General features: G+C 58.6%; 21 protein-coding genes. 9 read left to right on the forward strand and 12 right to left on the reverse strand.

All coding sequences use genetic code 11. From position 1 onward, the window contains the following. Window positions 1-34: 34 nt before the first annotated feature. From H6F75_RS02820 to H6F75_RS02830, 3 genes are read right to left on the reverse strand one after another with little or no spacing between them, the layout of a single operon-like run. Window positions 35-1,231, reverse strand: a complete 1,197-nt coding sequence (locus H6F75_RS02820; protein ID WP_190749015.1) for an ABC transporter permease — start codon at window positions 1,229-1,231, stop codon at window positions 35-37. A 33-nt stretch (window positions 1,232-1,264) separates the two neighbouring features. After that, window positions 1,265-2,641: an efflux RND transporter periplasmic adaptor subunit gene (locus H6F75_RS02825; RefSeq protein WP_190749017.1), complete on the reverse strand. Its 1,377-nt coding sequence runs from the start codon at window positions 2,639-2,641 to the stop codon at window positions 1,265-1,267. A gap of 30 nt (window positions 2,642-2,671) precedes the next feature. After that, window positions 2,672-3,409 (reverse strand): ABC transporter ATP-binding protein, encoded by a 738-nt coding sequence (locus H6F75_RS02830; RefSeq protein WP_190749019.1) that lies wholly within the window; start codon window positions 3,407-3,409, stop codon window positions 2,672-2,674. Window positions 3,410-3,595: 186 nt separating this feature from the next. On the opposite strand from H6F75_RS02830, the gene H6F75_RS02835 reads away from it, so the two are divergent. After that, window positions 3,596-3,859 carry a DUF2584 family protein gene (locus H6F75_RS02835; RefSeq protein WP_190749021.1) on the forward strand — a complete coding sequence of 88 codons (264 nt, stop codon included), beginning with the start codon at window positions 3,596-3,598 and terminating at the stop codon, window positions 3,857-3,859. A gap of 11 nt (window positions 3,860-3,870) precedes the next feature. Here H6F75_RS02835 and H6F75_RS02840 read toward each other — a convergent pair whose 3' ends face one another. Then, entirely contained in the window at window positions 3,871-6,150 is a 2,280-nt protein-coding gene (locus tag H6F75_RS02840; RefSeq protein WP_190749023.1) for a hypothetical protein, read from the reverse strand. Window positions 6,151-6,467: 317 nt separating this feature from the next. Between H6F75_RS02840 and H6F75_RS02845 the strand changes: the two genes are divergently transcribed. Continuing rightward, window positions 6,468-7,979, forward strand: a complete 1,512-nt coding sequence (locus H6F75_RS02845) for a methyl-accepting chemotaxis protein (protein WP_190749025.1) — start codon at window positions 6,468-6,470, stop codon at window positions 7,977-7,979. A 172-nt stretch (window positions 7,980-8,151) separates the two neighbouring features. Further along, window positions 8,152-9,663 carry a threonine ammonia-lyase, biosynthetic gene (gene ilvA / locus H6F75_RS02850; RefSeq protein ID WP_190749027.1) on the forward strand — a complete coding sequence of 504 codons (1,512 nt, stop codon included), beginning with the start codon at window positions 8,152-8,154 and terminating at the stop codon, window positions 9,661-9,663. Between the two features lie 120 nt (window positions 9,664-9,783). Here ilvA and moaA read toward each other — a convergent pair whose 3' ends face one another. After that, a complete protein-coding gene (gene moaA, locus H6F75_RS02855) occupies window positions 9,784-10,770 on the reverse strand; it encodes a GTP 3',8-cyclase MoaA (RefSeq protein WP_190749029.1) in 987 nt (328 codons plus the stop codon). Between the two features lie 104 nt (window positions 10,771-10,874). On the opposite strand from moaA, the gene H6F75_RS02860 reads away from it, so the two are divergent. After that, window positions 10,875-11,228, forward strand: a complete 354-nt coding sequence (locus H6F75_RS02860; protein WP_190749031.1) for a hypothetical protein — start codon at window positions 10,875-10,877, stop codon at window positions 11,226-11,228. Between the two features lie 179 nt (window positions 11,229-11,407). Here the strand turns inward: H6F75_RS02860 and H6F75_RS02865 are convergent, their stop codons facing one another. From H6F75_RS02865 to modA, 3 genes are all read right to left on the reverse strand, one after another. Further along, on the reverse strand, window positions 11,408-14,110 hold the full coding sequence (locus H6F75_RS02865) for a bifunctional acetate--CoA ligase family protein/GNAT family N-acetyltransferase (protein ID WP_190749033.1): 2,703 nt from the start codon (window positions 14,108-14,110) through the stop codon (window positions 11,408-11,410). Window positions 14,111-14,408: 298 nt separating this feature from the next. Further along, window positions 14,409-16,238, reverse strand: a complete 1,830-nt coding sequence (gene modB, locus H6F75_RS02870; protein ID WP_190749035.1) for a molybdate ABC transporter permease subunit — start codon at window positions 16,236-16,238, stop codon at window positions 14,409-14,411. Between the two features lie 29 nt (window positions 16,239-16,267). Beyond that, entirely contained in the window at window positions 16,268-17,089 is an 822-nt protein-coding gene (gene modA, locus H6F75_RS02875) for a molybdate ABC transporter substrate-binding protein (RefSeq protein WP_190749037.1), read from the reverse strand. Between the two features lie 247 nt (window positions 17,090-17,336). Between modA and H6F75_RS02880 the strand changes: the two genes are divergently transcribed. The 4 genes from H6F75_RS02880 (at window position 17,337) to H6F75_RS02895 (ending at window position 21,289) form a co-directional block, all read left to right on the forward strand. After that, window positions 17,337-18,173, forward strand: a complete 837-nt coding sequence (locus H6F75_RS02880) for an SDR family oxidoreductase (protein ID WP_190749039.1) — start codon at window positions 17,337-17,339, stop codon at window positions 18,171-18,173. A 235-nt stretch (window positions 18,174-18,408) separates the two neighbouring features. Beyond that, window positions 18,409-19,164 (forward strand): Mut7-C RNAse domain-containing protein, encoded by a 756-nt coding sequence (locus H6F75_RS02885; RefSeq protein ID WP_190749041.1) that lies wholly within the window; start codon window positions 18,409-18,411, stop codon window positions 19,162-19,164. A 420-nt stretch (window positions 19,165-19,584) separates the two neighbouring features. Beyond that, on the forward strand, window positions 19,585-20,844 hold the full coding sequence (locus tag H6F75_RS02890) for a tetratricopeptide repeat protein (RefSeq protein WP_190749043.1): 1,260 nt from the start codon (window positions 19,585-19,587) through the stop codon (window positions 20,842-20,844). A 250-nt stretch (window positions 20,845-21,094) separates the two neighbouring features. After that, window positions 21,095-21,289 (forward strand): hypothetical protein, encoded by a 195-nt coding sequence (locus H6F75_RS02895; RefSeq protein ID WP_199303718.1) that lies wholly within the window; start codon window positions 21,095-21,097, stop codon window positions 21,287-21,289. Between the two features lie 38 nt (window positions 21,290-21,327). Here the strand turns inward: H6F75_RS02895 and H6F75_RS02900 are convergent, their stop codons facing one another. The 4 genes from H6F75_RS02900 to H6F75_RS02915 form a co-directional block, all read right to left on the reverse strand. Further along, entirely contained in the window at window positions 21,328-22,116 is a 789-nt protein-coding gene (locus tag H6F75_RS02900; protein ID WP_190749045.1) for a PhnD/SsuA/transferrin family substrate-binding protein, read from the reverse strand. Window positions 22,117-22,237: 121 nt separating this feature from the next. Continuing rightward, window positions 22,238-22,948, reverse strand: a complete 711-nt coding sequence (locus H6F75_RS02905) for a methionine ABC transporter permease (protein ID WP_190749046.1) — start codon at window positions 22,946-22,948, stop codon at window positions 22,238-22,240. Continuing rightward, the gene (locus tag H6F75_RS02910; RefSeq protein ID WP_190749048.1) at window positions 22,905-23,912 is read right to left on the reverse strand and encodes an ATP-binding cassette domain-containing protein; all 1,008 of its coding nucleotides are present in this window, start codon (window positions 23,910-23,912) and stop codon (window positions 22,905-22,907) included. The genes H6F75_RS02905 and H6F75_RS02910 overlap by 44 nt, the downstream gene beginning before the upstream one ends. Window positions 23,913-23,931: 19 nt before the next feature. Continuing rightward, window positions 23,932-24,756: a MetQ/NlpA family ABC transporter substrate-binding protein gene (locus H6F75_RS02915; RefSeq protein WP_190749051.1), complete on the reverse strand. Its 825-nt coding sequence runs from the start codon at window positions 24,754-24,756 to the stop codon at window positions 23,932-23,934. Between the two features lie 364 nt (window positions 24,757-25,120). On the opposite strand from H6F75_RS02915, the gene H6F75_RS28710 reads away from it, so the two are divergent. Next, window positions 25,121-26,110: an isopenicillin N synthase family oxygenase gene (locus H6F75_RS28710; protein WP_190749053.1), complete on the forward strand. Its 990-nt coding sequence runs from the start codon at window positions 25,121-25,123 to the stop codon at window positions 26,108-26,110. The last annotated feature ends 215 nt before the right edge of the window (window positions 26,111-26,325 follow it).

The following is a 26,325-nucleotide window of genomic DNA, read 5'->3' on the forward strand; positions in this document are numbered from 1 at the left end:
TCCCATCCACTCGCTTACCCATTCTTCCCTAACCCTACTCCCCTCGCAGCGCCTGCACGACATCGATCTGCGTGACTCGTAGAGCGGGCAGGAAACTAGCACCCACGCCGACACCGAAGGCAGCACCCATCGACAGGGCCGCATCGCGCCAGTTGAACTCGTAGGGGGCCTCAAACACGGTGGTGGTCGCCACTTTAGTCAACCCGTGGACGGTCGCCACCGCCGTGGTGCCGCCGATCAGGCTGAGCAGGGCCGCTTCGGCAATGAACTGGGCCATGATCTCCAAATCGGTGGCCCCGATGGCGCGGCGCAGGCCGATCTCGCGGGTGCGTTCCATAATGGCGGCGATGGTGATATTGGCAATGCCGACGCCGCCAATCACCAGGGCCAGTAGACCCACAGCCTTGAGCACGCGAATGGAAGCCCGCTGGCGCTGCTCCTCTTCGTAGAGATCTGCGACATTGCCATCGATATACAGGTCGTAGCCCGGAAACATCTGCTGGAGCTGAGCTTCGACGCCGTCGCGGGTGGTCTCAAAGTCGTTGAGGCTATGCAGGGCAATTTGAATTTGGCCCCCGAAGCGAAAGCGCCCTTGCAACAGGTCGCCGTAGGGTTCAGGTACCCAGAGAGTGCCGGTAGGTTCTCCTTCTTCGCTACCGTACAGGTTTTTGTTTTCAATCAAACCGATCACAGTGAAGCGGGTGCCGTTGATGAAAATACCTTCCCCCAGGGGCGAAGCCGCTTGAAAGAGCTGCTGAGCCAGTACGGTATCGATCACGGCAACGGGACGAAAGGCGTCAAAGTCCTCTGGGTCGAAAAATCGGCCCTCGAGTACCTGCCGCCCGGTGGTGCGCTGGTAGTTTTCTGACACGCTCAGGGCATCAATGCTGTCGGTGATGGTGCCCTGGTACTGCACCTCTGCTCCCCATAGCTGAGTTACCCGACTAATGCTGAGAATCCCGGGAACGGCCGCCTGGATTTCTGCGATCGCCGCCTGATCAAATTCCACCGGGGGACGACTGCGCCCGTAAACAAAGGGGGTGATGTTGGGGTTATCCCGCGTCGCCAGTTGCTCTTGCAGCACCCGGTTAGCAATGGTGTCGATGTTAAGAGTGGCATTGACGGCGGCAACGCCCATAAAAATGCCCAGCGCCGTCAGGCCCGATCGCACCCAGTTGCCGGTTAGATCCCGCAGGGTGGTGAGGCTGAGGTCGAGGGGGGAGAGGGGCATCGGCAGGTAGGGAAGGTGGGGGAGATGGGGAGGCTAGGGGGTGGGGCGGGGGCCGCCTGCGGGGGTAGATTCTACGGTCATGCCTTCTTCGAGGGGCTGATCGGGCGGTAGGTTGAGAATGACGGTGTCGGTGTCTTTTAGGCCAGAGACGATTTCGACCGCTTCTAGGGTGTCGAGGCCAGTGGTGACGAGGCGCTTTTGGGCGCGGCTGTCGTCATCGACGACCCAGACAAAGGTTTCGCCGCCCTCTTGCTGAATTAGGTTGGTGGGCAGGGCTAGGGCGTTTTCTCGCTGCACCAAAATGACTTCGACGCTGACGGAGCTGCCGGGGATGAGTACGCCGCTGGGGCGATCGAGCTGGGCGATCGCCTTGACCATAGCCTGGGAGCTGCCGCCGTCACCCTCACTGTCGGTAATCGCCTGGGGGGCAATGCTGACCACCCGACCTAGATATTTTTCTGGGTTGGGGCCGATAATGCTGACCCGCACGGGCATATTGACCGACACTTTGTTGGCGTCGAGGGTCATGAGGTCAAACAGCACTACCTCTTGGTTGGGGTCGCCGATGGTGAGCAGGGTGCCTTCGCTCTGCACACCGTCGCCGGGCTGCACGTCGATGTTGAGCACCACGGCGTCGAAGGGGGCAACGATGGCGTTGTCGGCAATGCGGGCGCGAACGTTAGTTAGTTTGGCCTGGTTTTGGCGAATCTCTAGCTCGGAGCGCTGGAGCTCAACCTCAGCCCCTCGCAGCTCAGACTGGGCCGTTTCTAACGCGTCGCGATCCTGGTTGTACTCATCCTCGGAGATAAACCCCTGATCGACCAGCGATCGCGATTCGCTCAAGCGCTCTTCGGCCCGCCGCACGGTGCGCTGGCGGTCTCGCAGCACCTCAGCATTGCGCTGCCGCTGCAGCCTAAGAATGTCGGTTTCAATCTGGGCCTCGTCTAGCTCTTGCTCCAGGCTGCGATCGCGCAGCCGCAGCAGCACCGTACCTTGCTCTACCCGCTGGCGCTCTTCCACCAGCACCGCCTCCACAGTGACATCCGCTGGGGCCTTGAGAATCTGCTGGTTGCCCAGGCTCATCACCCCCGAGGCATCGACCCGGTTCTCTAGGGTGTCGCGGCTGGGAGTGCCGGTGGTCACTACCACGGGGTCTACGCTGCGGCGCTGCCAGGTGCGGTAGCCCAGCCAGCCCCCCACGCCCAGCACCAGCACTAGCCCCGACGCCACGAGCCACCTCAGCCCAGGGCGAGACTTGGCCCGATCGCCATCGTCGAGCAGATCGTCATCAAACAGGCCAGGGCTAAGGGGGCTAGGGGGTTTCGCCTGATCCGGCCCCAGCGGGAGAGGGTCGGCATCCGCTGAGGCATTGGTGCGACTGGAGGTATCGGAGTGGGGTTCGGGCGGCACGGAGCATTCCAAACAGAGGGTGGTCGGCTGCTACAGGGGGGCCAGACGGCCCAGCTCGGCGGGGCTGAGGTGGGCATCGGTAACCTGGCCATCGCTCATCATAATAATGCGCTGGCTGTGGCGGGCCACCTCATGGGAGTGGGTCACCATGACGATGGTAATGCCTCGCTGGTGCAGGGCCTCAAAAATGCTCAACACCTCCGTGGCTGACTGCGAGTCGAGCGCTCCGGTCGGCTCGTCGGCCAGCAGTAGCACCGGCTGATTGACAATGGCGCGGGCAATAGCCACCCGCTGCTGCTGCCCGCCCGACAGTTGGGAGGGGCGTTTATCCATGCGGTTGGCCAGGCCCATGTGGGTGAGGGCGGCAGCCGCCCGCCGCTGCCGTACCGATCGCCCCAACCCGGCGTACATCATCGGCAAAATCACGTTTTCCAGTGCCGTCAGGTTGGGCAGTAGCTCGTAGCGCTGAAAGATAAAGCCGATCTTGCGGTTGCGAATGCGGGTGAGCCGGTTTTTATCCACCGTTGAGACATCGGTGCCGTCGAGGAGGTAGCGGCCGCGGGTGGGGCGATCGAGGCAGCCAATGATATTCATCAGCGTCGATTTGCCCGAGCCCGACTGGCCCATGATGGCGCAGTATTCACCCGGGTGAATGGTGATGTTAATGCGATCGCAGGCCCGCACCGCCGCCTCGCCGCTGCCAAACACCCGCGACACATTCTCCATGGTGATGACGGCGGCAGATGGGGAGTAGGGTGACGGGGACATGGGGCGATCGCGTGAACGCTACGGCGACGAGAGTTCCATCCCGAGATGCAACCCACAGATCTAGGATAATTCCCTTACCTAACTTCTCTGTGGGCCACTGGGGCCAGAGCCTAGACGCAGCGGCGCAGTAGACGTTACTCTCTAGCTCTCCACCAGATTATCCCTTCAAAAACCGAGATACCGCCGATGGGAATGCCCTGTGAAGTCAATAGCCTACTCAAACTCAAGCCTGACCAGGGCTACCCCACTGTGCTCGAAGTCGGGACTCGACACCGGGTGCAAAAAAACGGCTACCGCATTTTTCCTATTGATGTGCCGCTGAGTTTGGTCGATGAAAACTGGCTTGCCCACGGCGACATCGTCATCGAAAAACTGATTTGGGAGCACCAAATTACTGTTTTAGAGTTTCGGATTCACCGCGTCTACGCCACCCCGTTCGCAATGCAGTAGTCAGTTCAGCCCTATTCGAACTGCTGGTTGGCCGCCTGCCACGATAGCAGCTCGTAGCTTCCGGCTTGATGCACCAGCAACCCGACGGGTTCACCTAGGGCCGGGTTGGTGAGCGCCACCACGGTTTGGGGCGCAAACATATCGCTGTAGAGCACTCGATTGTCAGCACCGAGGATAATAGTTTTGACGGCAGTTGGCTCTACCTGAACCCACCAGTTTTTGAGCTGGGTCAGCGCCGCCTCATCCCAGGTCAGCACTCGCTCTGGCTGACCGTCGCCGGTCAGATCAATGCTGTGCTGTGTGAGGCTGGTTAGGGCAGCCGCAAAGTCTGTCGGCACCGGCTGATCGCCGAAGATGGTGGTAGCCGTGGCGGCGATCGCCCCCGGTTCTGCAGTTTGACCCTGGTCAGCATCGAGCCACATCAGCGCCCCTTGGGAAAAGACCAAGGGCGGCAGGGCAGAGGCATTGGTGGCGGGGCCAGTGGCCAGTAGGGTCACGGTGCCATCGGTTAAGCTGAGCCCGCGCACGGTTAGGGGTGCCGAAACGCCGGTGGTAGGGCTCACCCAGCGCAGCAGCTGAGGCGATGCCTGGGCCGCCGGCTGCACCACTGGCCAGACCGCCGCCGGAGCTACCCCAGCGGGAATTGGCCCTGTCCCCCGCTGCCAGGTTTGGCTCTGGTTTACGGCCTGCACCTCAATGGCATACCACTGGCCTAGGGCGGCATCGAGAGACTGACCAGGGGCAGCATAGCCAGACTGGGGTGCAGAAATGGGTCGGGCCTGACCAATGAGGGCGGTGATGGGCGGCAGGGCAAGATTCCCCACAGCTTGGGCGTTAGGGGACTGGGCGGGGGCGATCGCGGCGGTTGCACCTGCCTTAGCGCTGGCAACCGCTTGTGCCTGGGTAGTCGTCAAAGTAGCCAAAACCTTGGCCAACCGCTGGCGAGCGGCGGCGGGCACCGGCTGGCGGTTAAGCCAGTCTGGGGTAGCCCCATCTCGATTGGTGGGTTGGTTCTGCTGAGCCTTGAGGGCCAAACCGCCCCACACATACACAGCCGGTGGCGGGTCGGGCAGAGCAGCGGCGGCGCTGATGCGGTTCCACAGGCGACCACGGTCAACGCCGAGGCGATTCAGCAGGGTGGGCAGTAGCTCAGGGCTAGCCTCCAGCCGAGTTAGGGCCGGCTCCCACCGCCCGTCGATTAGCAGGGCGAGAATGTGCTGGGTGGGCGTTGACCAATCTTGTTCAGCCTGCTGACGGGTGATCGCCCGATGGCGCTCCATCAGCCGCAGCTGGGCCTCCGCTGCCGGGTTCCAGCCTTGGGCTAGACCTGTTTTGAGGTTGGCTAGCTGGGCCTGGGCGCGGTGCCATAGCCCGCTTCGAGCCAGGCGCAGAGCCTGCTGATAGTCGCCTGCTTTGGCACCGGCATCTACCGGCACCCGCACCCACGACACTGTCTGTAGGCGCGGTCCGGGCATCACCTGCAACCCGCGCAGGGCTGGCTCCAGCCCCACAGTTTCGTCAATGACGAGATCGCTGGGGCCGTCACCATCGAGGTCGGCCCACTGGGGCGGGCGGTTGGCCGGGCTACTCCAGGGGGTGAGCAGCTCTAGCCGCTGGGCCTGGGGGTCAACGTGCAGCAGCTGGCCATAGCGCAGGGTGAGACCCTGCTGCTGCCAGCTGCCCTCTAGGGTGAGCCAAAACCCGTCGGTGGCGACGGGTGGGGCTGGCAGCAGCACGACCCGAGTGAAGTCAAAATTTGCCGGAACCGCCGCAGGCGCTTGGGGACTGCTGAGCCAGGGCGCTAGCACGGTGTCTTTAGGCAGGGCCACAGTGGGCAAGGTGGCGATCGCCCGCAGCTCTTCCCCGCTACCCTCGCTGGCAAACAGGTGCAGGGAGGCGATCGCCCCCGCCTTCAGCACCGGCACAATCAGCGCCTCCCGGTCCTTAGCTCCAGGCAAATCTAGTCGCAGCGGGTCTCCCACCTGCTGCTGGCTGGCCTCAGCTTGATGGCGCAGCTCCTCTAGGCTGATGGCGGGGAGCAGGGCCTCCGGCTGCGATCGCGTCAAGCGAGCTAGGGCCTGGGGCAACGCCGCTGGGTCAAGCATCAGCCGCAGCCCCAGGCGAAAACTCAGCCCCAGCAGCAGCAGTCCGCCGCTGAGCCCAACCCCGACCAGCACCAACACCAGTGGCCTGCGCCAGAGCCGCTGGGCGCGAGCACCGACCCAAATCTGCACAGCACCCGGAGCGCTGGCGGTTGAAACTTTAGGCCGACGAGCTAAACGAAAGGGCATAGGGACTGCGCCAATTTCCTCTGCAACTCTATCGCAGGATCTCAAGGGCAGATCCTCCCGTGAGGCCCTTTCCTCGGCTGTTGACGCAGTTCAGCCCCTGCCCGCGGCTAGCGAGCCCCCCTAAAGCCGAAATTCTCTAGTCAAAGAGACGGTGAGTAACACTTTATAACGGGAAGAATTGTGTAGCGTTCTTTGCTCAAGCCAGGAGCATTGTCAGCCAGTGGGGAGATTCTTTGTCAGGACAGAACCTCAGAACGGACTGTTCCTGATACCGCTGCCGCCGCCCGACCACATCTACAGCAACTAGGGAAAACGTGATGATGTTTCTATTCAAGAGATTGGCCTCCAGCAAAATTCGCACGCGGATTTTTGTAGGTTATCTCTGTGGTGCGCTCACGCTCACCGCCGTCGGTACCGTGACTTACTCTGCCATTGAGCAAATTCGCGCCAGGCTGGTTTCTGTCAGTGCATCACAACAACAGCTCTCTCGCGCTCAGCAGATCATGTGGTTAGACGAAGTGCTCACCCAGTCGATACGCAACTATGTGTTGACCCAAGACAGCCAGTGGCAAGAACGCTACGATTTCTACTTTGCCCCGCTAGAGAACCTGATTATTGCGGCCCAGGCCAATGCCGCTGATCCTGAAATTCAAGCGCTTTTTGATCAGCAAAAGGGGCTCAACGACAAACTGGCTGAGCTAGAGACCGAAACCCTTGAGCTGCTACAAGCGGGGCAACAGAAAGAGGCCCTGGCATTGATGGATGGGGCCGAGTACCAACAGACCAAAACGGCTTATACCAAAACCCTTGAGAGTTTTCTGAACGATTCTCAAAACGGGCTCGCCGCCCTTGAAAGTGATCTTAACAACACCCTTGATCTTTCCTCCCAGCTAGCGCTGGGCATCCTGTGGGGCAGCATTTTAATTGGCCTTGGGGTAATTGCTTTGGCCTATTATTTGGCGGGTCGCATCACGCAGCCGATTCTGGCTACGGCGGCGATCGTGCAGCGCATTGCTGCCGGAGATCTGCATGTTGAAATTCCGGCCGGTAGGGATGACGAAATTGGCCGCATGTTGGAGGCTCTGAGGATGATGACAACGCGTCTGTCCACCATCATTCAAGATGAACAGGTGGCGGCCAAACAGATGCTGGAGATTTCTGCCCATCTCAACGATGCTGCCCAGGGGCTTTCCTTCGGCAACTCTAAGCAAGCGGCTGGGGTGGCGCAAACGACGGTGTCGATTGAGCAAATGAATGCTGTGATTGACAGCAATTCCCAAAAAGCCAAGCGCACCTACCAATCGGCAATCCAGTCGGCAACGATGGTGGATGAGGGCAAACAGGCCGTCACCGAAACCATGCAGGTGATGCGGGAAATTCTTGCCAAAATCAACGTCATTGAAGACATTGCCGAACAGACCAACATGCTGGCCCTCAACGCCACTATGGAAGCCGCCCGAGCCGGCGAACATGGCCGAGGGTTTGCCGTAGTCGCCAAGGAAGTGCGCAAGCTGGCCGAACACAGTCGCACCGCCGCTGAAGAAATCACGGCCCTAGCCGATCGCAGCATGGTAGTGAGCAAGCGCACCGGCGATCTCTTTAAGCAAATTGTCCCCAGCATTCAGCAGACCTCGGGGCTGATGGCCGACATCACCCGAGCCAGCCTGGAGCAGCATAACGGCATTGCCCAGATCAACAGCGCCATGGTGCAGCTGGACGAAGTCACTCAGCACAACGCGGTAGCGGCAGAGCAACTGGCCACCTCGAGCCACGCGATGGCCTCCCACGCCGCCCATCTCCAGCAGGCGATGGCCTACTTTAAGCTTTAGAGGTGGAGGGGTTAAGGGGACAAGGTTGGGGAAGGGTATAGGGTTTTAGGTACAGGGTTTGAGGTAGCTCCTTGAACCTTGCACCCAAAACACTACACCCCAAAATTGTTGATGATGACTAGACACGCCACCCCTCTAAAATGAGGGTTTATCCTTTCGCCTCTCCTCTGCAATGCCTACCGACTACCTCGAACGCATTCTCACCGCCCGGGTTTACGACGTAGCGCAGGAAACGCCTCTAGATATTGCCCCGAGCCTGTCAGCGCGGCTGCACAACCGGCTGCTGCTGAAGCGAGAAGATATGCAGTCGGTCTTTTCGTTCAAGCTGCGGGGTGCCTACAACAAAATGGCCCACCTGTCGCCGGAGCAGCTGGCGGCGGGGGTGATTGCTTCGTCGGCGGGCAACCATGCCCAGGGGGTGGCGCTGGGGGCCAAGCAGCTGGGCACCCGCGCCATCATTGTGATGCCCACCACCACGCCAATGATGAAGGTAAATGCGGTGAAGGCGCGCGGCGGCGAGGTGGTGCTCTATGGCGAAACCTACGACGATGCCTACGCCCACGCCCGTCAGCTCTCCGACGAAAAGGGCCTGACCTTTGTGCACCCCTTCGATGACCCGGATGTGATTGCGGGTCAAGGCACCATCGGCATGGAGATTTTGCGGCAGCATCCCCAGCCCATTCACGCCATTTTTGTAGCGATCGGTGGCGGTGGGTTGATTTCGGGCATTGCTGCCTACGTGAAGCGGCTGCGACCGGAGATTAAGATCATCGGCGTGGAGCCGATTGAGGCTGATGCCATGTCGCGATCGCTGAAAGCTGGAGAGCGAGTCCGCCTGAGCCAGGTAGGGCTATTTGCCGATGGTGTGGCGGTGCGCCAAGTGGGGGAAGAGACCTTTCGCCTTTGTCAGCAGTATGTAGACGACGTTATTTTGGTGGGCACCGACGACATCTGCGCGGCGATTAAGGACGTGTTTGAGGACACGCGATCGATTTTGGAGCCAGCGGGGGCGCTGGCGATCGCTGGGGCCAAAGCCTACGTCGAGCGCGAGGGCATCACCGATCAAACCCTGGTGGCTGTGGCTTGCGGAGCCAACATGAACTTCGATCGCCTGCGGTTTGTGGCTGAGCGAGCTGAGATTGGCGAACACCGCGAGGCGATCTTTGCGGTCACCATCCCTGAGACGCCGGGCAGCCTTAAGGCCTTTTGCGAATGCTTGGGCACCCGCAACCTGACGGAGTTCAACTACCGCATTGCCGACAACCACGAGGCCCACATTTTTGTGGGGCTCGAAGTTCAGGGTCGGGCCGATGCCGCCGCCATGGCCCAGGTATTTGAATCCAAAGGCCTAAAAACGCTAGATCTGACTGACGACGAACTCTCAAAAATGCACCTGCGCCACATGGTGGGCGGCAAGTCATCCCTGGCCCACGACGAGTTGCTCTACCGCTTTGAGTTTCCCGAGCGGCCCGGTGCGCTGATGAAATTCGTCAGCGCCATGAGCCCCGACTGGAATATCAGCCTGTTTCACTACCGCAACAACGGCTCCGACTATGGCCGCATCGTCACCGGCATTCAGGTACCACCTCACGAGATGGAACAGTGGCGGAGCTTCCTCGACACCCTCGGCTACCAGTATTGGGACGAAAACCAAAACCCCGCCTACAAGCTGTTTTTGGGCTAGTGGTCTGTCAATCCTAAATTGGTAGGTTGGGTGGCGCGATAGCAGAACCCAACAAGGCTTACTGCTGTTGGGTTCCGCTCCGCTGCACCCAACCTACGAGAACTACAAGCTGTTTTTAGGCTAGCCTCCGATCTGCGACATGGTGCGCCCGTAGGCTCCGGTGGTGCCCGACTGGCGCATTTTGTAATTGATCTCGGGCTTGTCGGCTAGCAGGGCCGCCACCTGATGCCGGAGTTCACTGGTGGGGACGCCCTGGCGCAGGGAGGTTCTGAGGTCGATCTGGCCGGTTTCGTTGAGCAGACAGGGGCGCAGCCAGCCATCGGCTGACAGACGCATGCGGTTGCAGCGATCGCAAAAGCACTCCGACATCTGGCTGATGAACCCCACGGTGCCCCTAGCGCCCGGAATCTGGAACACGTCTGCCGGACCGTGGCCCAGCACATCGCCGCCAGTAAGGCCCCAACGCTGCCGAATGCGATCGCGCAACGTCTCCGAATCGACCCAGCCTTTGGCCTCAAACAAACTGTCGTTGCCGATGGGCATAAACTCAATGAACCGCACGTGCCACTCGCGATCGAAGGTTAGGGCCGCCAGATCCAAAACCTCGTGGTCGTTGACGCCTGGAATCACCACCACATTCAGCTTGAGCGGCGAGAACCCCACTCGATGAGCGGTCTGAATGCCATCCCAGACTTGGGGCCAGCGAGATTTCCCCCGCCCACCCACAATTTGATCAAAAATGACGGGATCCAACGAATCGAGGCTAATGTTGACGCGCCGCAGCCCCGCGTCCCAGAGGTCCTGGGCCAAACCGCTGAGTAAAAAGGCATTGGTGGTCAGGGATAAGTCCTTTGTCCCCGGCAATTCTGCGATATCGCGCACGATATCGACAATGCCGGGTCGCACCAGCGGCTCGCCCCCGGTGAGCCGGAAGTTTGAGAATTCCAGAGGCATAAATACCTCCTCCAGGAGCTGCCGCAGTTCGGCGCGGGTCAGCCATGACTGCTGGGGTAAATACTGCAAGTCGGCCCCCTCCGGCATACAGTACTGACACTGAAAGTTGCAGCGATCCACAAGGCTAATGCGCAGGTAGTCAATGGCGGGCATAGGGGGTGGAACCACAGGGTGCATGCTTTCGATTATGGCACCCTCACCAAAAGCAGTGGGTTGGTGGCCTAAACTGGCGGCATCTGCTGATTGGGGGATGGTCCATGCGGCAAGCGTTTTTGAGAGGCATGTTGGTGGGCGCAGCTGCCGGTGCGATCGCCTGTCTGGGTTTAGTGAAAGTGTTAGAGCAGCCAGCAGATGTCGTGCTGTCGGGGCAACTTGCCGTCGATAGCGCCAGCCACCCCGACAGCCGGATGGACAATCGGCTCTATCTAGTAGAACCCGAGCTGGAAACGGTCTACCTCAGGTCGAAGGCCACCGATACAGAAGCTCTCTACGGGCTACTCGACAAATCCATCCAGCTGCGGGGGGAGTTTAGACGGCTGACCCTCACCACGGGCGAATCGATTTCAGAGATAGAGGTCAAGGAGGTATTAAACCCCAATCCACCTGAGTAACCCGACTGCTTGTACTTGGGTGGATTGGGGCAGAGCAACGTGGCGATCAGGCGATGGCTGCTTGGGCTGAGGACCATAACAATCAAGCCACAGACACGTTGACCATGGAGTTAGCCAGACTGCAACTCACCCGTGCAGCTGTTCGTAACCCAGGGCAGGTGACCCTTGTTTCTTCAGCCTCAGAGGGTCAAGTCCAACGTGGCGGATAAAACGTCGGGTTCCACCGTGGGTTTGAGCTGAAACCCGACCCGTTTGCACAGGCGCTGCATGCCGTGGTTCTCAGCTAAAATTTCCCCCGTCAGGCGCTCTAGCCCTTCAGTGCGGGCTACCTCAATCAGGCGGCTCAGCAGCTCGGTGCCGAAGCCCTGGCCCTGGTAGGAGTCGGCCACCAGCATGGCGAACTCGGCCTCGGGCAGTCCATACTTTTGGGTGAGCCGACAAACACCGATGATTTTGGGGTCGGGGGCACTCACTTCGGCCACCAGGGCGATCTCGCGATCGTAGTCGTTAAAGCAGATGCGGGTGAGGCGATCGTGGGCGATGCGGGTACTGTGCTTGATGGGGTGGAAGTAGCGCAGGTAAACGCTGTGCTCAGACACCATGTCGTGGAAGGCGGTGATCAGCGGCTCGTCTTCGGGGCGAATGGGGCGAATGGTAACGCCGTTGCCCCCAGGCCAGACATATTGGGTGGGGTAGGGGCGAATAGCTAAGCGGGCAGGCGGTGAGTCAGGGGCGCGAAGGATCACCCGCGCATCTAAGGCCAGCAGTCTTTCGGACGAGGCGAGTAGAGGATTGATATCGATCGAGGCAATATCGGGCTGCTCGGCCACCAGCTGGCTGAAACGCACTAAAAGCTGCTCTAGAGCATCCATATCCACAGCCTCTCGACCCCGCACCCCCTGGAGAGCTTTGTAGATTAGGGTTTGCTCCATCAGGCGACGGGCTAGGGTGCTGTTGAGAGGGGGCAGGGCGATCGCGCTATCCTGAAACACCTCAACCAGCTGGCCGCCAGTGCCAAACAGCAGCACCGGGCCAAACTGCGGATCCTGGCTGCTGCCCAAAATCAGCTCGTAGCCATCGGTGCGAATCATCGGCTGCACGGTGACGCCCTGGAAGTGCTCGGCCCCCGCCTTTTCGGTGACGCCAGTGCGGATGCGATCGAAGGCCCGAGCAACGGCATGGCTGTCGTCGAGATTGAGCTGCACGCCACCCACGTCAGTTTTGTGGGTGAGGGTGTGGCTATAGAGTTTGAGAACTACGGGATAGCCGATCGCGTCGGCAGCGGCGATCGCCTCCTCCACCGTCGCCACCACCTGGGTCGGCACCACCGGAATACCGTAGGCTGCCAGCACCGCCTTGGACTCGGTCTCGGTGAGCAGGGGGCGCACTTCCGCCTGGGCCGTTTGCAGAATGGTGGCGACGGTGGCGCGATCGATGCCGTGGTTGGTGGTCAAGGTTGGGGTTTCGTAGAGTCCCTTGAGGGCATAGCTGTGCCGCCACAGCAGCCCAAACAATCGCGCCGCCAGATCGGGGTAGCGGTAGGTGGGTATCCCCGCCCGGTTGAGAATATCTTCGCCGGCATCGACCTCAGCTCCCCCCATCCAGCTAGCCAAAATTGGCTGGCTCGATTCGCTGCTGCGCCAGGTTTCGACTACCGCCTGAGCGGTTTTGGTCGGGTCGGTCATGGCCTGGGGGGTGAGCACCACCAGGCAGCCGTCGCTGTCGGGGTCGGCCAGAGTAGTCTTTAGCGCCTGGGCAAACCGGCCCGGTTCGGCATCGCCCAAAATGTCGATGGGGTTGCCGTGGCTCCAGTGGGAGGGCAGCGCCCCGTTGAGGGCATCCAAGCTAGCGGCAGAAAGCTCCGCCAGAGTGCCTCCAGCGCGAATCAACGCGTCCGTCGCCAACACCCCCGGACCACCTGCGTTGGTGATAATGCTCAGGCGCGGACCCCGGGGGCGTGGCTGCTTAGCCAGCACTTCGGCGGTATCAAATAGCTCGTCGATGTGGTCAACCCGCAGCACGCCGCAGCGCCGAAAGGCCGCATCCAGCACCGCATCGCTGCCCGTTAGCGCCCCGGTGTGGGAGGCCGCCGCCTGAGCCGCCGCCTGGGTGCGTCCGGCTTTAATCACAATGATCGGCTTGCTCAGGGCTACCTCCCGCGCCGCCGATAAAAACGACCGGGCATCCCCAATCGATTCCATATAGATGACGATGCTGTGGGTGTGGGGATCGTCGCCCAGGTAATCGATCAGATCGCCCCAGCCCACGTCGAGCATGGAACCCAGGGAGATAAAGGCGCTGAAGCCCACGTTTTCCCGCAGGCTCCAGTCCAAAATCGAGGTGCACAGCGCCCCGCTCTGGCTAATAAAGCCGACGTTGCCCTGCCTCGCCAAGTGGCTCGCAAAGGTCGCATTCAGCCCCGTCAGCGGATTCTGAATGCCCAGACAGTTGGGACCAATTAGCCGCAGGCGACCCGCCGCGATCGCCCTAATCTGCCGCTCTAGCTCAACGCCCTCGGCACCAATCTCCTTAAACCCCGCCGAGAGAATAATCGCGCCTTTAACCCCGGCATCTACGCAATCCTGCACCACGGCGGGCACCCCAGGGGCAGGAATCGCGATGATCGCTAAATCCACCACTTCGGGAAGCGACTGGATGCGATCGAACGCCTGAACGCCCAGCACATTGCGCCGCTTGGGGTTGATTGGATACACCGTGCCGCCAAAGGGGTGGCGAATCAAATTCCACAGCACCGTGCGGCCCACGCTGCCAGGGCGCTCAGTAGCGCCGATCACCGCCACCGACCGGGGCGCAAAGATGGGGTCGAGGGGATGGCTCCTGGTTTTCCAAAGATCCATGACTGGGTCAGGGCGGGTCAGCATGGTCAAATCCTCACGCGGGTAATACAGGACCTCAGGGTTCTATCCCAGAGAAGGTCAGAAACGGACCAGCGTCATCCCCTCCAGGGAAGGGTGAGTCGGCCCAAAGCCCAAAAAGGTGTTGCACTGGTCATACAGGCGATCGCGGCAACATAACGAACTTCTTTAGTAAAGGTGAACAGATCACCAACAGTCTGCCAAGCAAAAGACGACAGGTTAGTGAAAATTCAAAGTTTCAGGTTCACGACCTGCCTTAAACCCTACACCTCAAACTCTAAACCGCAATTCCCAGGGCAGTCCCCTAACTTCCCAACAACAGCAGCTGAGCCGGATCAAGATACACATACCAAGGAAAAGGCCGCTCCTTCAGCTCAGCCCATCTGTCCTTGAAGACCTCTGCCTGAAGGTGATAATCGTCGAGGTTAGCGGGGGGGCTGCCCAGCTTGAGATAGAGGCTGATGCGGTGGGGCGTTTCGCTGGTCCAGGCAATCCAGCCGGGGAAGGTGTTGGGCTGGGTGGGCTGCTCAGGAAAGGTCAGGCGGTGGGCGCGAATGCCGACGTGGGTGTGGGTGGGCAGCACCGGCTCCAGTGTTTGCAGAGTGCAGTGCCAGTCCAGCGCTTTTAGGGTGTGATCACTCTGGCGTTGTAGCGTCGAGACGTTTTTGCAGCCGGTAAGCTGAGCCACGGCTAGGGTGCCAGGATGGTCAAAAATAGCCTGTTTTGGCCCCTCGGCTACAACGCTGCCGCCCGAGAGCACCAGCAAGCGCTGACACACTCGGTAGGCTTCTTCTAAATTGTGGCTGACAAATAGGGTGAGGCCTTGGTAGTTGGTCAGGGTCTTGAGCAACTGCTTTTCGAGTTCGCTGCGCAGGTGGGCATCGAGGGCCGAAAAGGGCTCATCGAGCAGCAAAATTTCGGGGTTGGGGGCCAGGGCACGGGCTAAGGCCACCCGCTGTTGCTGCCCGCCAGAGAGCTGGTGGGGATAGCGATCGCCAAACCCGACCAGCTGCACCTGCTGGAGCTGCTCGGCCACCTGACGGGCGATCGCCGCTTTCGAACCCCGCAGCCCGTAGGCAATATTTTGGGCCACGGTGAGGTGGGGAAACAGAGCGTAGTGCTGGAAGAGATAGCCGACTCTGCGATCGCGGCTGGGTAAATTGATACCTAACGCCGAGTCAAACAGCACCCGCCCATTGATCACAATGCGCCCGCTGTGGGGCGTCTCTAGCCCCGCCAGACATCTCAAAATTAAGCTTTTGCCTGCTCCCGAGGCTCCCAGCAGGCCCAAGGGATGGTGGTCGGTGGAAAAAGCTACATCCAGGGTGAACCCAGGTAGGTGGTGGGTGAGGTTGACGGAGAGGTGAGGGGGTAAAAGGGTGGGGGGTGGGGGGTAAGGGGTAGGGGGGTTGAATGGCTTGCTTAGGGTGCGGCGAGCTACGGCCCAGCATCGCTCGATCCATCCTAGGACGGGCAGCTTGGCGCCTTGGGATTGCCAGCGGTTCATCAGCACCAGCCCGCCCAGGGAAATGGTCAAAATCACCCCGGTCCACAGGGCCGCTTCGCGAAAGGCTCCGGCTTCGACAGCGAAAAAAATCGCCATGGGCAGGGTTTGGGTTTTGCCCGGAATATTGCCCGCCAGCATGAGGGTGGCCCCAAACTCGCCCAGGGCGCGGGTAAAGGCCAGGGCGGTACCGGCTCCAATACCGGGTAGGGCCAGGGGCAGCGTAATGCCCCAAAACAGCTGCCACTCGGTTGCGCCCAGGGTGCGAGCGGCCTGCTGCACGGAGCGATCGATCTGCTCCAGGCTGCCCAGCACGGTTTTGTACATCAGCGGAAACGCCACCACCGTTGCGGTGATCACCGCCGCATACCAGGTAAACACAACGCTAAGGCCGACCGTTCCCATCAGGACCCCAAGGGGGCCATATCGACCCACCAGCAGCAGCAGCAAAAAGCCCAGCACCGTAGGGGGCAACACCATGGGGGCCAGAAACAGGCTGTCTAGGAGCGATCGCCAGCGACCCCGATAGCCCTGCATAAACTGCGCGGCGGCAATGCCCAACACAAACGCCAGCAAAGTGGCGATCGCAGCAATGCGGAGGGAGATCCACAGGGGGGAGAAGGAAATCATGGGTAGGTTTTGCAACCGTAGGTCGGGCGTTACGGAGCGACAACCCCAAAGCCAAATTCCTTGAACTTAGTCTGGGCCGCAGGCGTCTGCAAAAACGTAATCAATGTCTTTGCGGCGTCGGGGTTAGGGCTATTGCTCACCACTGCGATCGGGTAAACAATCGGCTCGTGGGTTGCCGCAGTCGCCGTAGCCAACACCTTAATTCGCTCCGAGAGGGCCGCATCGGTGGCATAGACCATACCCACGTCGGCGTTGCCGCTCTCTACGGCGGCCAACACCCCCCGCACGCTGTTGCTAAACACCAGCTTCGACTGCAAGGGCTCCAGCAAATTTAGCTTGGTAAACACTTGCTCGGCATACTGCCCTGCCGGCACGCTGCGGAACTCGCCCACCGCAACAACACCCACCTCAGCCTCTTTGAGTTGGGCAATATCTGTAACCGCAATTTGTGACTGAGCCGGGGCGATCAGCACCAAACTATTTGTCAACACATCCTGCCGAGAATCTTTCAAAATCAATCCCTTCTCAGCTAGCGCATCCATCTGTTTGGCAGCGGCAGAAAAGAAGACATCGGCTGGGGCACCCTGCTCAATTTGCTGTTGTAGAGCACCTGAGGCACCAAAGTTATAGCTAACTTCAATCGTGGGGTAGGCCGCATGAAATTGCGGTGTGATGGCCTCTAAAATATCCTGCAGGCTAGCTGCCGCCGACACGGTGAGCTCGACCGTTTGCACTGGAGCCTCCAGACGGTCAGGTGTCGAAGCAGAAGGACCACAGCTAGCGGCAAATAAACCGATCGCTAGCCCCCCACAAACGCGAATCAAAAATCTACGGCCCTTGATTGAAGACATAAACATCTCTCCTCCAGTGGTGACGTTGTTGAGCATAGGCCAGCGGTGCCAAAAACACATATTGTCCTCACGCTAGGCTAGCCCTTGCGGTGCAGTGGACTACGAGGGGGCGATCGCCAAAAAATCTGCCGGCAAAATCTTCACCCAGCTGGCCATTTGCCAGCGTTTTTTCCGCTCCCATTGACCTCATCATTGCTTAGGATTCTTAGAGACTCTGCCGCAGCTATCGCCTACCTGTTTTATCCCTATGACTCCTCCCGTCGTCATCATCACCGGCTGTTCATCGGGTATTGGCAAAGCGCTATGTCAGGCGTTTCATCGGCGGGGCTGTCGGGTCGTGGCCACGGCCAGACGGTTAGAGGCCATGGACGACTTAAAAACCCAGGGCATGCTCACCCTGCCGCTGGATGTCACCGATTCGGCAGCCATGAAGTCGGTCGTTGACACCGTTCTAGCCCAGGTCGGACGAATCGACATTTTGGTCAACAACGCAGGCTTTGGCCAGTTTGGCCCACTGATCGGTCTCAGCCCGGCGCAGCTCCAAGCCCAGTTTCACACCAATGTGCTGGCCCCGTTTGAGCTGGTGCAGCAGGTGGCCCCGGTCATGAAGGAGCAGCGATCGGGCACCATTGTCAACGTCGGCAGTATCTCAGGGTTTGTTACAACCCCGTTCGCTGGGGCTTACAGCGCGTCGAAGGCGGCCTTGCACAGCCTGTCAGAGGCGCTGAGGATGGAGCTGGCCCCGTTTGGCATCCACGTGGTGATCGTAAAGCCCGGTGCCATCCAGTCGAACTTTGGCCAGGCCGCGGTACAGGAATTAGCTGGGGTGCTCTCGCCAGACTCGTGGTACGCGCCGCTGGAACCGATGATTCGAGCCAGGGCCAACCTATCTCAGGCCAACGCCACGCCGGCCCATGACTTTGCCGAGCAACTGGTGGCAATGGTGATGAGGCCTCATCCACCCATGACAGTTCGACTGGGGAAAAAAAGCAGGTGGTTGCCGTTGCTCAAGCAGCTGTTGCCACCCAAACTGATGGATTTTCTGCTCAAGCGACAGTTTGGGCTCACACAAATGCCGCGGTGAGGAATGCATAAGCAGAGGCTTGAATGCTTCTCACTTCAATAAGGAAGCCTCGGCATCCTTCTCAATATTCCCCTACAAATCTCACTGTCGGGTTGGCCATGCGGGGCGCTGTCATAACGGCTACCTAGCTCTCAGCCCTCTTTACCCCAAATTATCCTGCCGGAGTCATGAAAGATCGATACTTTGTCAGGATAAGGGGATAAACGTCTGGCCCTGGATTGCCCTGTAGCCGTTGATGTTGCAGCTAATTTTCCGGTTCTATGCTGAGTTAAACGACTTTCTGCCGGGCGATCGCAGGCAGGTAGAGTTTGTCCATGAGATTAAAGAACCCTCTGCCATCAAGGATGTGATTGAGTCCTTGGGCATTCCTCACCCCGAGGTGGATTTGATTTTGGTCAATGGAGAGTCTGTCGGCTTTGGCTACTTAGCCCAGGATGGCGATCGCATCGCTGTCTACCCCTACTTCAAGCAGCTTGATGTCGGCCCAGTTTCATTGGTGCGTCCCACCCCGCTAGCCAATATTCGGTTTGTGTTGGACGTGCATTTGGGTAAGCTCGCCACCTATCTGCGGCTGCTGGGGTTCGATGCGCTTTACCGCAGCGACTATGAGGATGGCGACCTGGCCCACCTTGCGAGCCGAGAGCAGCGCATTCTGCTCACCCAAGACCGGGGTCTCCTGAAGCGCAGTATTGTCACCCATGGGTACATTGTTCGCTCCCACATACCAGAGACCCAAGCCCGAGAGGTACTAGAGCGATTCTGCTTGCAGGATGCCGTCGCTCCCCTGGAGCGCTGCCCCCGCTGCAATGACGCCCTGCTGCCGGTCGATAAAGCCGAGGTGGTAGAGCAACTGCCGCCACTCACCCGGATGTATTACGACGAGTTTGCCCGTTGCCAAGGCTGCGAGCAAGTCTATTGGAAGGGGGCCCACTACGATCGCATTCAGCAGCTAGTCAACCGCGTGACCAAACCGACGACCCCGCTCCCATAGCCTTTGTTTTGGCAGAGTTTCGGACCTTAGGAAAAAGCCTTCGATCTGATTTTGATCTAACACAATCTAGTCAATCTAAGGTTACTCAATGCTAGTGCCCTAACAGTGCCGCCTGGGTCCAATGTCTAATGTTTTTCTGACGAAACTGCGACAGGTCAAACCTTCGGGTCTCGGCTTAAATCCCGTCCTCTAACTTAGCTGGCCACCTTCCTCCGTCTGACGACGCCTTTAGCTTCTACGGTGAGCGACTTCTAAGGATATGTAAGAATTCAGGCGAGTGAGAATAGCCACAATACTTGCAATTTAGCCTATGTCTTGAAGTTAAGTAATATTACAAATGTATCTCAATTCATTTTCAGTTTGATCTTAATCATGGATTGTTTTGAAGCTTAAGTAAAGGTTCAACCCACCTTATAGATAATGCTTCACGACGCTCAGGGCTTATTAGTCACCACGGACTCTGTTCAAGCGGTGACGGCTATTGATCAGTTCATCGACCAGGCGCTTACCTACGGCGGTCAGGCAGAGACAACGATTCTCAAGGCGATCGCAGCCGATGGCGACTGTGCGATCGCCCATGCCTACGCGGCCGCCTACTACCTCAGCCAAGAAAACCGCACCGATCGCCTGCGGGCCAGACCCTACCTCAACCGAGCGCTAGCCAGGTTAGCAACCGCCGCGCCCCGAGAACAGAGCTATATTCACGGTATTGCGGCCTGGGCTCGGGGCCATATTCAGCAGGCGATCGCCCATCAAACTGCTCTGGTGCAAGCTTTCCCGCAGGATTTGCTGGCGGTGCAGCAGGCTCAGTATCACTACTTTTACCAGGGAGAGAGCCAGGGGTTGCTAGAGGTCGCCCTAGCGGCCCTCCCGGCCCACGCCGAACACCCGTTGCTCTACAGCATGGTGGCCTTTGGTCTGGAGCAGTGCCACCAGTATGACCAGGCCGAAGCTTTGGGACGGCGGGCGACAAAGTTGCGCCGCCACAATCCTTGGGCACACCACGCTGTGGCCCACGTACTCGATGCTCAGGGTCGCCACCGCGAAAATATCGCCTGGATGGAGGCCAACGCCGACACCTGGCGGGACTGTAACTCGATGCTCTATACCCACAACTGGTGGCACGTGGCCCTGGCTTACCTGACCCAGGACGACACTGCCACGGTGCTCAAACTCTATGACCAGCACGTGTGGGGACTGGCCCGCAGACACACCCCCAAAGACCAGGTGGGGGCAATTTCGCTGCTGCTGCGGCTAGAGCTGGCGGGGGTGGCCGTGGGTAATCGCTGGCGATCGCTGGCCAAACCGCTGCGATCGCGTTTGCAAGAACATGCCCTGCCTTTTCAAGACCTGCACTACGTCTACGGGCTGGCCCGAGGCGATCGCAATGACTACGCCGCCACTATGATCGACGACATGGTCCGCTATGCTCACCGCCAAGATGAGCCCACCAAAACACGATGGCTCAAGCTGGCTGTTCCCGCTGCTCAGGGGTTAATGGCCCACGCCAATGGGGATTGGGTGGGAGCGATCGCCCACCTGCGCCCCGTGTTGCCACACCTCTATCGCCTGGGGGGCAGCCACACGCAACAGACCCTGTTTAAGCAAGTCTATCGTCACGCTGTAGAGCAGCAGGCCCAGGCTCCGCAGCAGTTTTCACTGCGGCAGGCGCTGGCATAGGGCAAAGGTTTGAGGTTTCGGTCCCCGATGTAGAGCAAAACCTCAACATTCGAACCGTTTTTCCTAGCTCTGCCTTTTCCATCAACGAAATCTATTAATTTCACAAAAAAGACTATTTGCTCTTATCAAGGCACCTTCGTAGGATCAACTCATAGGGTTGAAACCCTGGCCATTACTGCAAACCGGTTTGCTGCTGTTTTATTGGCACGGCATGGCGAGGGTGCATTTTGGTTGAGTCCTGGAGGTTGTGATGAAAAGCCGTCGAGAAGAATTTTTTCAGCGGGGGTGCCGCGATCGCGATGCGGGTCTACTGCCCAAAAGCACCGATGCCGCCTATTGGGATGGCTACCGCTCGGGTAGACCGATAGGCCTCGATGAGGTAATTCGATACTTTCCAACGCTGGAGGCTTTTTTGGCTTGGCGGGGACAGGGTGTAGAGGGCTAAAAAGATAGGGAATAAGGTGTAGGGGGTCAATTTACTCTCTACACCTCACCCCCAACTCCTTTACTCCCCTCATACATCGCCAAAACCGGCTCATAGGTGCCATAGTCCACTGCCGCAAAGCGCTGGATTCCAGCTTGGGCAAGCTGCTGCTGCAACGTGGCGTCGGGCTGAAGGAGTGCTGCTTGCCAGGTTTGCATCATGTCCTGACCCAACCGTTGAGCGATCGCAATGGGCGGCATGGGAGAGGGGCCGAGGCTAACAACAATGCGAATCTTTTGGCTGAGGATGGGGTCGGCTCTCAAGGCATGGTCGAGCACAGTGCTGTCGATCGCAGTGCAGTCAGCCTGGCCTGTGAGAATGGCGTCGAGCGATCGCAAATGACTCCCCGATTCTAGCTTCTGCCCAAAGAATCCCCAATCTAGCCCTCTCTGGTACAGCTCGTAGCCCACCCGGCTGTAGCCGCTGTGAGAGCCGCGATCGTTGTAGCAAAATACCGTCTGAGCCAGGTCGTCCCAAGTACGCAGGGGACGATCGCTCCGCACCACCACATCCGAAAAGTACATCGGCTGCCCGCCATAGCGAACCTGCTCCATCACCGGAGCCACCAGGGGTCGCAGCTGATGGGGCACCCGCTGGGCGTAGCGCATCAGGGGCAGGCCGCAGAGAAAAAGCAGATCCCAGCGATCGCCCGCCAGATCTGGATCGGTCAGAGGATCATCGGTTCCCTGCACTACATCCACTGAGCAGCCCAAGCGACGACCGAGGTACTCACCCACGGCTCGATACAGCCAAAGCAGATTGGGGGAGAGGTAGGAGACACCGCGCATGCTAAAACAACCTCGGTCGATGGCGAATCAGACTCAAAAGCTCCTCCTTGAGGGTAGTTGTCATAAGAATTTAAAGAGTAAAGAAATTCCACCAAGGTGCTAGATCTGATACAGGCACAGCCTAGGTCTTTCGCAGCCGCGCCAAGGGATTGGTCCAACCGGGGGAGGGCGCTACATTGCCGGTACGGCGCAGCCGGTAGGCCACGCTATCGCCAAGCCACTGAATCAGCTGCACCAGGGCAATCAAAATGACCACCGTGTACACCATCACCCGGGTGTCAAAGCGCTGAAAGCCGTAGCGAATCGCCAGATCGCCTAAACCGCCGCCGCCTACGACCCCAGCCATCGCCGAGTTGCCCACCAGACTGATCACCATCAGGGTCAGGCCCAGCACCAGAGCGGGCCGCGACTCGGGAATCAACACCTTGCGAACGATATCCCAGTGGCTACAGCCCATAGCTTCGGCGGCTTCCACCAGGCCTGGGTCAACTTCGAGAAGGGCAGTTTCGGCTACGCGGGCAAAAAAAGGAACGGCTGACAGGGTGAGGGGCACCAGGGCGGCGGTGCTGCCAATGGTGGTGCCGACAATTAAACGGGTAAGGGGCAGAATCGCCACCAGCAAGATAATGAAAGGCAGCGATCGCACCCCGTTGATCACCCAGCCCAGCCCCTGGTTGACGGCTGGGTTCGGCAAAAAGCCCCTGGCTCCCGTAATCACCAGCAGCAGCCCCAGGGGTAAGCCAAACACCGCCGCCAGCAGCGACGAAACGCTCACCATATAGATCGTCTCAAGGGTTGCTGTCCACAAATTGCTCAGTAGCTGTGCGTCCATCCTGTACCTCCACGGCAAGATTGAGCTGGGTCAAGTAGTCGAGGGCAAGGTACCGCTCTGGCCCCGCCAGCTCGATCTGAAACTGCCCCACCGGCTGCCCCCCAATGGTTTCAATGGCCCCATTGAGAATGTTTGCCCCCACGTTGAACCGCTGCGCCAGGGTAGCCATAAACGGCTCGTTGGCCACCTCACCCCGAAAGGCAACGGTGACCAGCAGCGCGTCAGGTCGTGGTTGGTAGCTCGTCAGCCGAGGAAAAAAGTCCTGTGCTAGGCGGGAGTGAGGCTGGGCCGCCAAGTCAACCACTCTGCCGCGCTCAATGACTTTACCCTGCTCTAAAATGGCGACGCGATCGCAGATGCGCTTCACCACTCCCATATCATGGGTAATCAGCAAAATGGTCAAACCAATTTTCTGGTTCAAATCCTTCAGCAGCGCCAGGATAGATTGAGTAGTCTGGGGATCTAGGGCCGAGGTCGATTCGTCCGACAACAGCACCTTGGGGTCGGCGGCTAAGGCCCGAGCAATGCCCACCCGCTGTTTCTGCCCTCCAGACAGCTGGGCGGGATAGCTATCGCCCTTGCCCTCTAGCTCCACCAGCGACAGCAGTTCTGCCACCCGCGCCTTAATGCGCAAACGGCTATAGCCCATCACCTCCAGAGGCATGGCAATGTTCTCAGCAGCGGTGCGCGAGCTCAGCAAGTTAAAGTGCTGAAAGATCATGCCCATCTGCTGCCGCGCCCGCCGCAGGTCACTGCCCGACAGAGCGGTAATGTCCTGTCCGGCCACAATCACGCGGCCAGAGGTAGGCGTTTCTAACCGATTAATGCAGCGAATCAGGGTGCTTTTGCCAGCTCCACTTTGGCCAATTACCCCAAAAATTTCTCCGGCGCTGATCTCTTCGTTAAAGGTGTCGAGAGCCACAAACGACCCGTACACCTTCCGCAAGTCTCGAATTGTAATCATGACCCTACCTCAGGGAGCATTAAAAAACCGGGATCACTGCCCCCTGGTACTTATCGTTAATAAATGCTCTGACCTGATCAGAGTTCAGCAGCTGAGCCAGTTTTTGAATGTTTGAATCATTTTCCTGCCCACTCAGCACCACCAGTCCATTAGCGTAGGGGTTGCCGTCAGATTTTTCCAGCGCCAGAGCATCTTCAGCGGGGTTTAACCCTACTTCAAGGGCATAGTTGCCGTTAACTACGCCAATATCTACATCGTCTAGGGCGCGGGGCAGCTGTGCCGCCTCTAACTCCACCAAGCTAAGATTTTTGGGATTGGTCTCAACGTCTTGCTTGGTGGCATTTACCCCCGCTCCGCCTTTGAGGGTAAGCAATCCGTTGTCCTCTAGCAGTTTGAGGGCACGCCCTAGATTTGTGGCATCGTTGGGCACCGAGACCTGCGCCCCCTCTGGCACTTCGCTTAAAACCGTCACTTTCTTTGAATAGAGCCCCAAGGGTTCTAAATGAACGCCTTTGACAAATACCAAATCTAGCCCCCGCTGCTTAGCAAAGTCTTCCATGTAGGGCACGTGTTGAAAATAGTTGGCCTCCAGTTGCCCGTCGTTAAGGGCAGTGTTGGGCAGCACATAGTCAGAAAACTCGACAACTTCAATAGTCAGCCCTTCGCTAGCGGCTAGGTTATCTCTCACGTAGGCCAAAATTTCGCCATGGGGCACGGGGCTTACCCCCACTCTGAGAGTGTTACCGCCAGCATTACTACCGCCCGATCGAGTAGCACCGCAGCCTGCGACCATTGTAGTGGCGGCAAAGGAGCCTGCCGTAAGCAGAAAAAATCGACGATTCATTTGATTGGACAAGGGGCACCATCCATACATTTAGAATCTAGCTCTCCAGTCTATAACCCTAATTCACCAGCGTCAGTTGCCCGAGCTACAACTAAGACCTTGAGCATTTTTATGCGGAATGACGATTTTTTGTAGAAGTAAGAAAGAAGCTCTGCCTGCAATAGCATAGAGATTTACCCGACTTTTACTACTAAGCCTCTACCGAGCCAGTGGTTGGCACGAACAGCTTCTTGCAATTTGACCGTAATTGTAGTTTGAGCTACAAATAAGCCGCTCAAAATTCACCGCTCATTTAGAGTGAAGTAATCCCATTGGCTGTTCACAGCCGAGCCAATTTTTCTAACCTAAAAAACGACGATTAACTGTGTTAGAGACTATTCCCATCATCGATATCACGTTGTTGCGTACCTCCTCAGGGTCATCTACCGTGGTGGCCGAACAGTTGGGGCAAGCCTGTCGCCAGTATGGGTTCTTTTATATCACCGGCCACGGCGTTGACCAGAGCTTGCAGCAGCGGCTCGAAACCCTCAGTCGTCAGTTTTTTGCCCAAGATGTAGCCACCAAACTGCAAATTGCCATGGCCAAAGGCGGGCGGGCCTGGCGGGGTTACTTCCCGGTCGGTGGGGAGTTGACGTCGGGCAAACCTGATTTAAAGGAGGGGCTTTACCTGGGGGCCGAACTGGACAACAGCCATCCTCTGGTGAAGGCGGGCACCCCTCTGCACGGGCAGAACCTTTTTCCCACCACACTGCCCGAACTGCGCCAGACAGTGTTGGACTACATGGCAGCGATGACGGAGCTGGGCCACGTCTTAATGCGAGGGATTGCGCTTAGCCTGGGTCTGGAGGCAGATTATTTCGAGGAGCGCTACACCCACGACCCGCTGACTTTATTTCGCATTTTTAACTATCCTGCGGCGGCCACTGATAGCGACCAATGGGGGGTGGGCGAGCACACCGACTACGGTCTGTTGACTATTCTCAAGCAGGACAACCTGGGAGGTTTGCAGGTAAAGTTTCAAGGCCGTTGGATTGAAGCTCCGCCTGTTCCCAATACCTTGATTTGCAACATCGGCGACATGCTCGATCGCATCACTGGCGGTCTATACCGCTCTACGCCCCACCGAGTAAAGAATCAATCGGGCCACGACCGGCTCTCGTTTCCATTTTTCTTTGACCCCAATTTTGAGGCCAAGATTCAGCCCATCCCCACGCTGGTTGCATCGCAGCCGGATGACTGGCAGGAGCGTTGGGATGGGGCTAGCCTGAACCTGTTTGAGGGTACCTATGGCGACTATGTGCTGGGGAAGGTGGGGAAGGTGTTTCCGCAACTGAGGCGGGAGGTGATTGATTGAGGGGTGGGGAGGAGAGATTAAAATAATTCCAGTTCATTTGTAAATGTATCTCGATTCACATCAATTTCAAGGGAGGTGTGGAAGGATGATTCCAGTCGCAGCTATAGCTACAGCCATGTGAGTTAGGACGTAAGCTATAAGCAGAGACATTTTCCTCCAAGTGCTATGCCCAAACCCTACAGCCTCGATTTGAGGCAAAAGGTCATCGACGCCAT

This window comes from Nodosilinea sp. FACHB-131 (assembly GCF_014695395.1).
In the GTDB taxonomy this organism is placed as follows: Bacteria; Cyanobacteriota; Cyanobacteriia; order Phormidesmidales; family Phormidesmidaceae; genus Nodosilinea.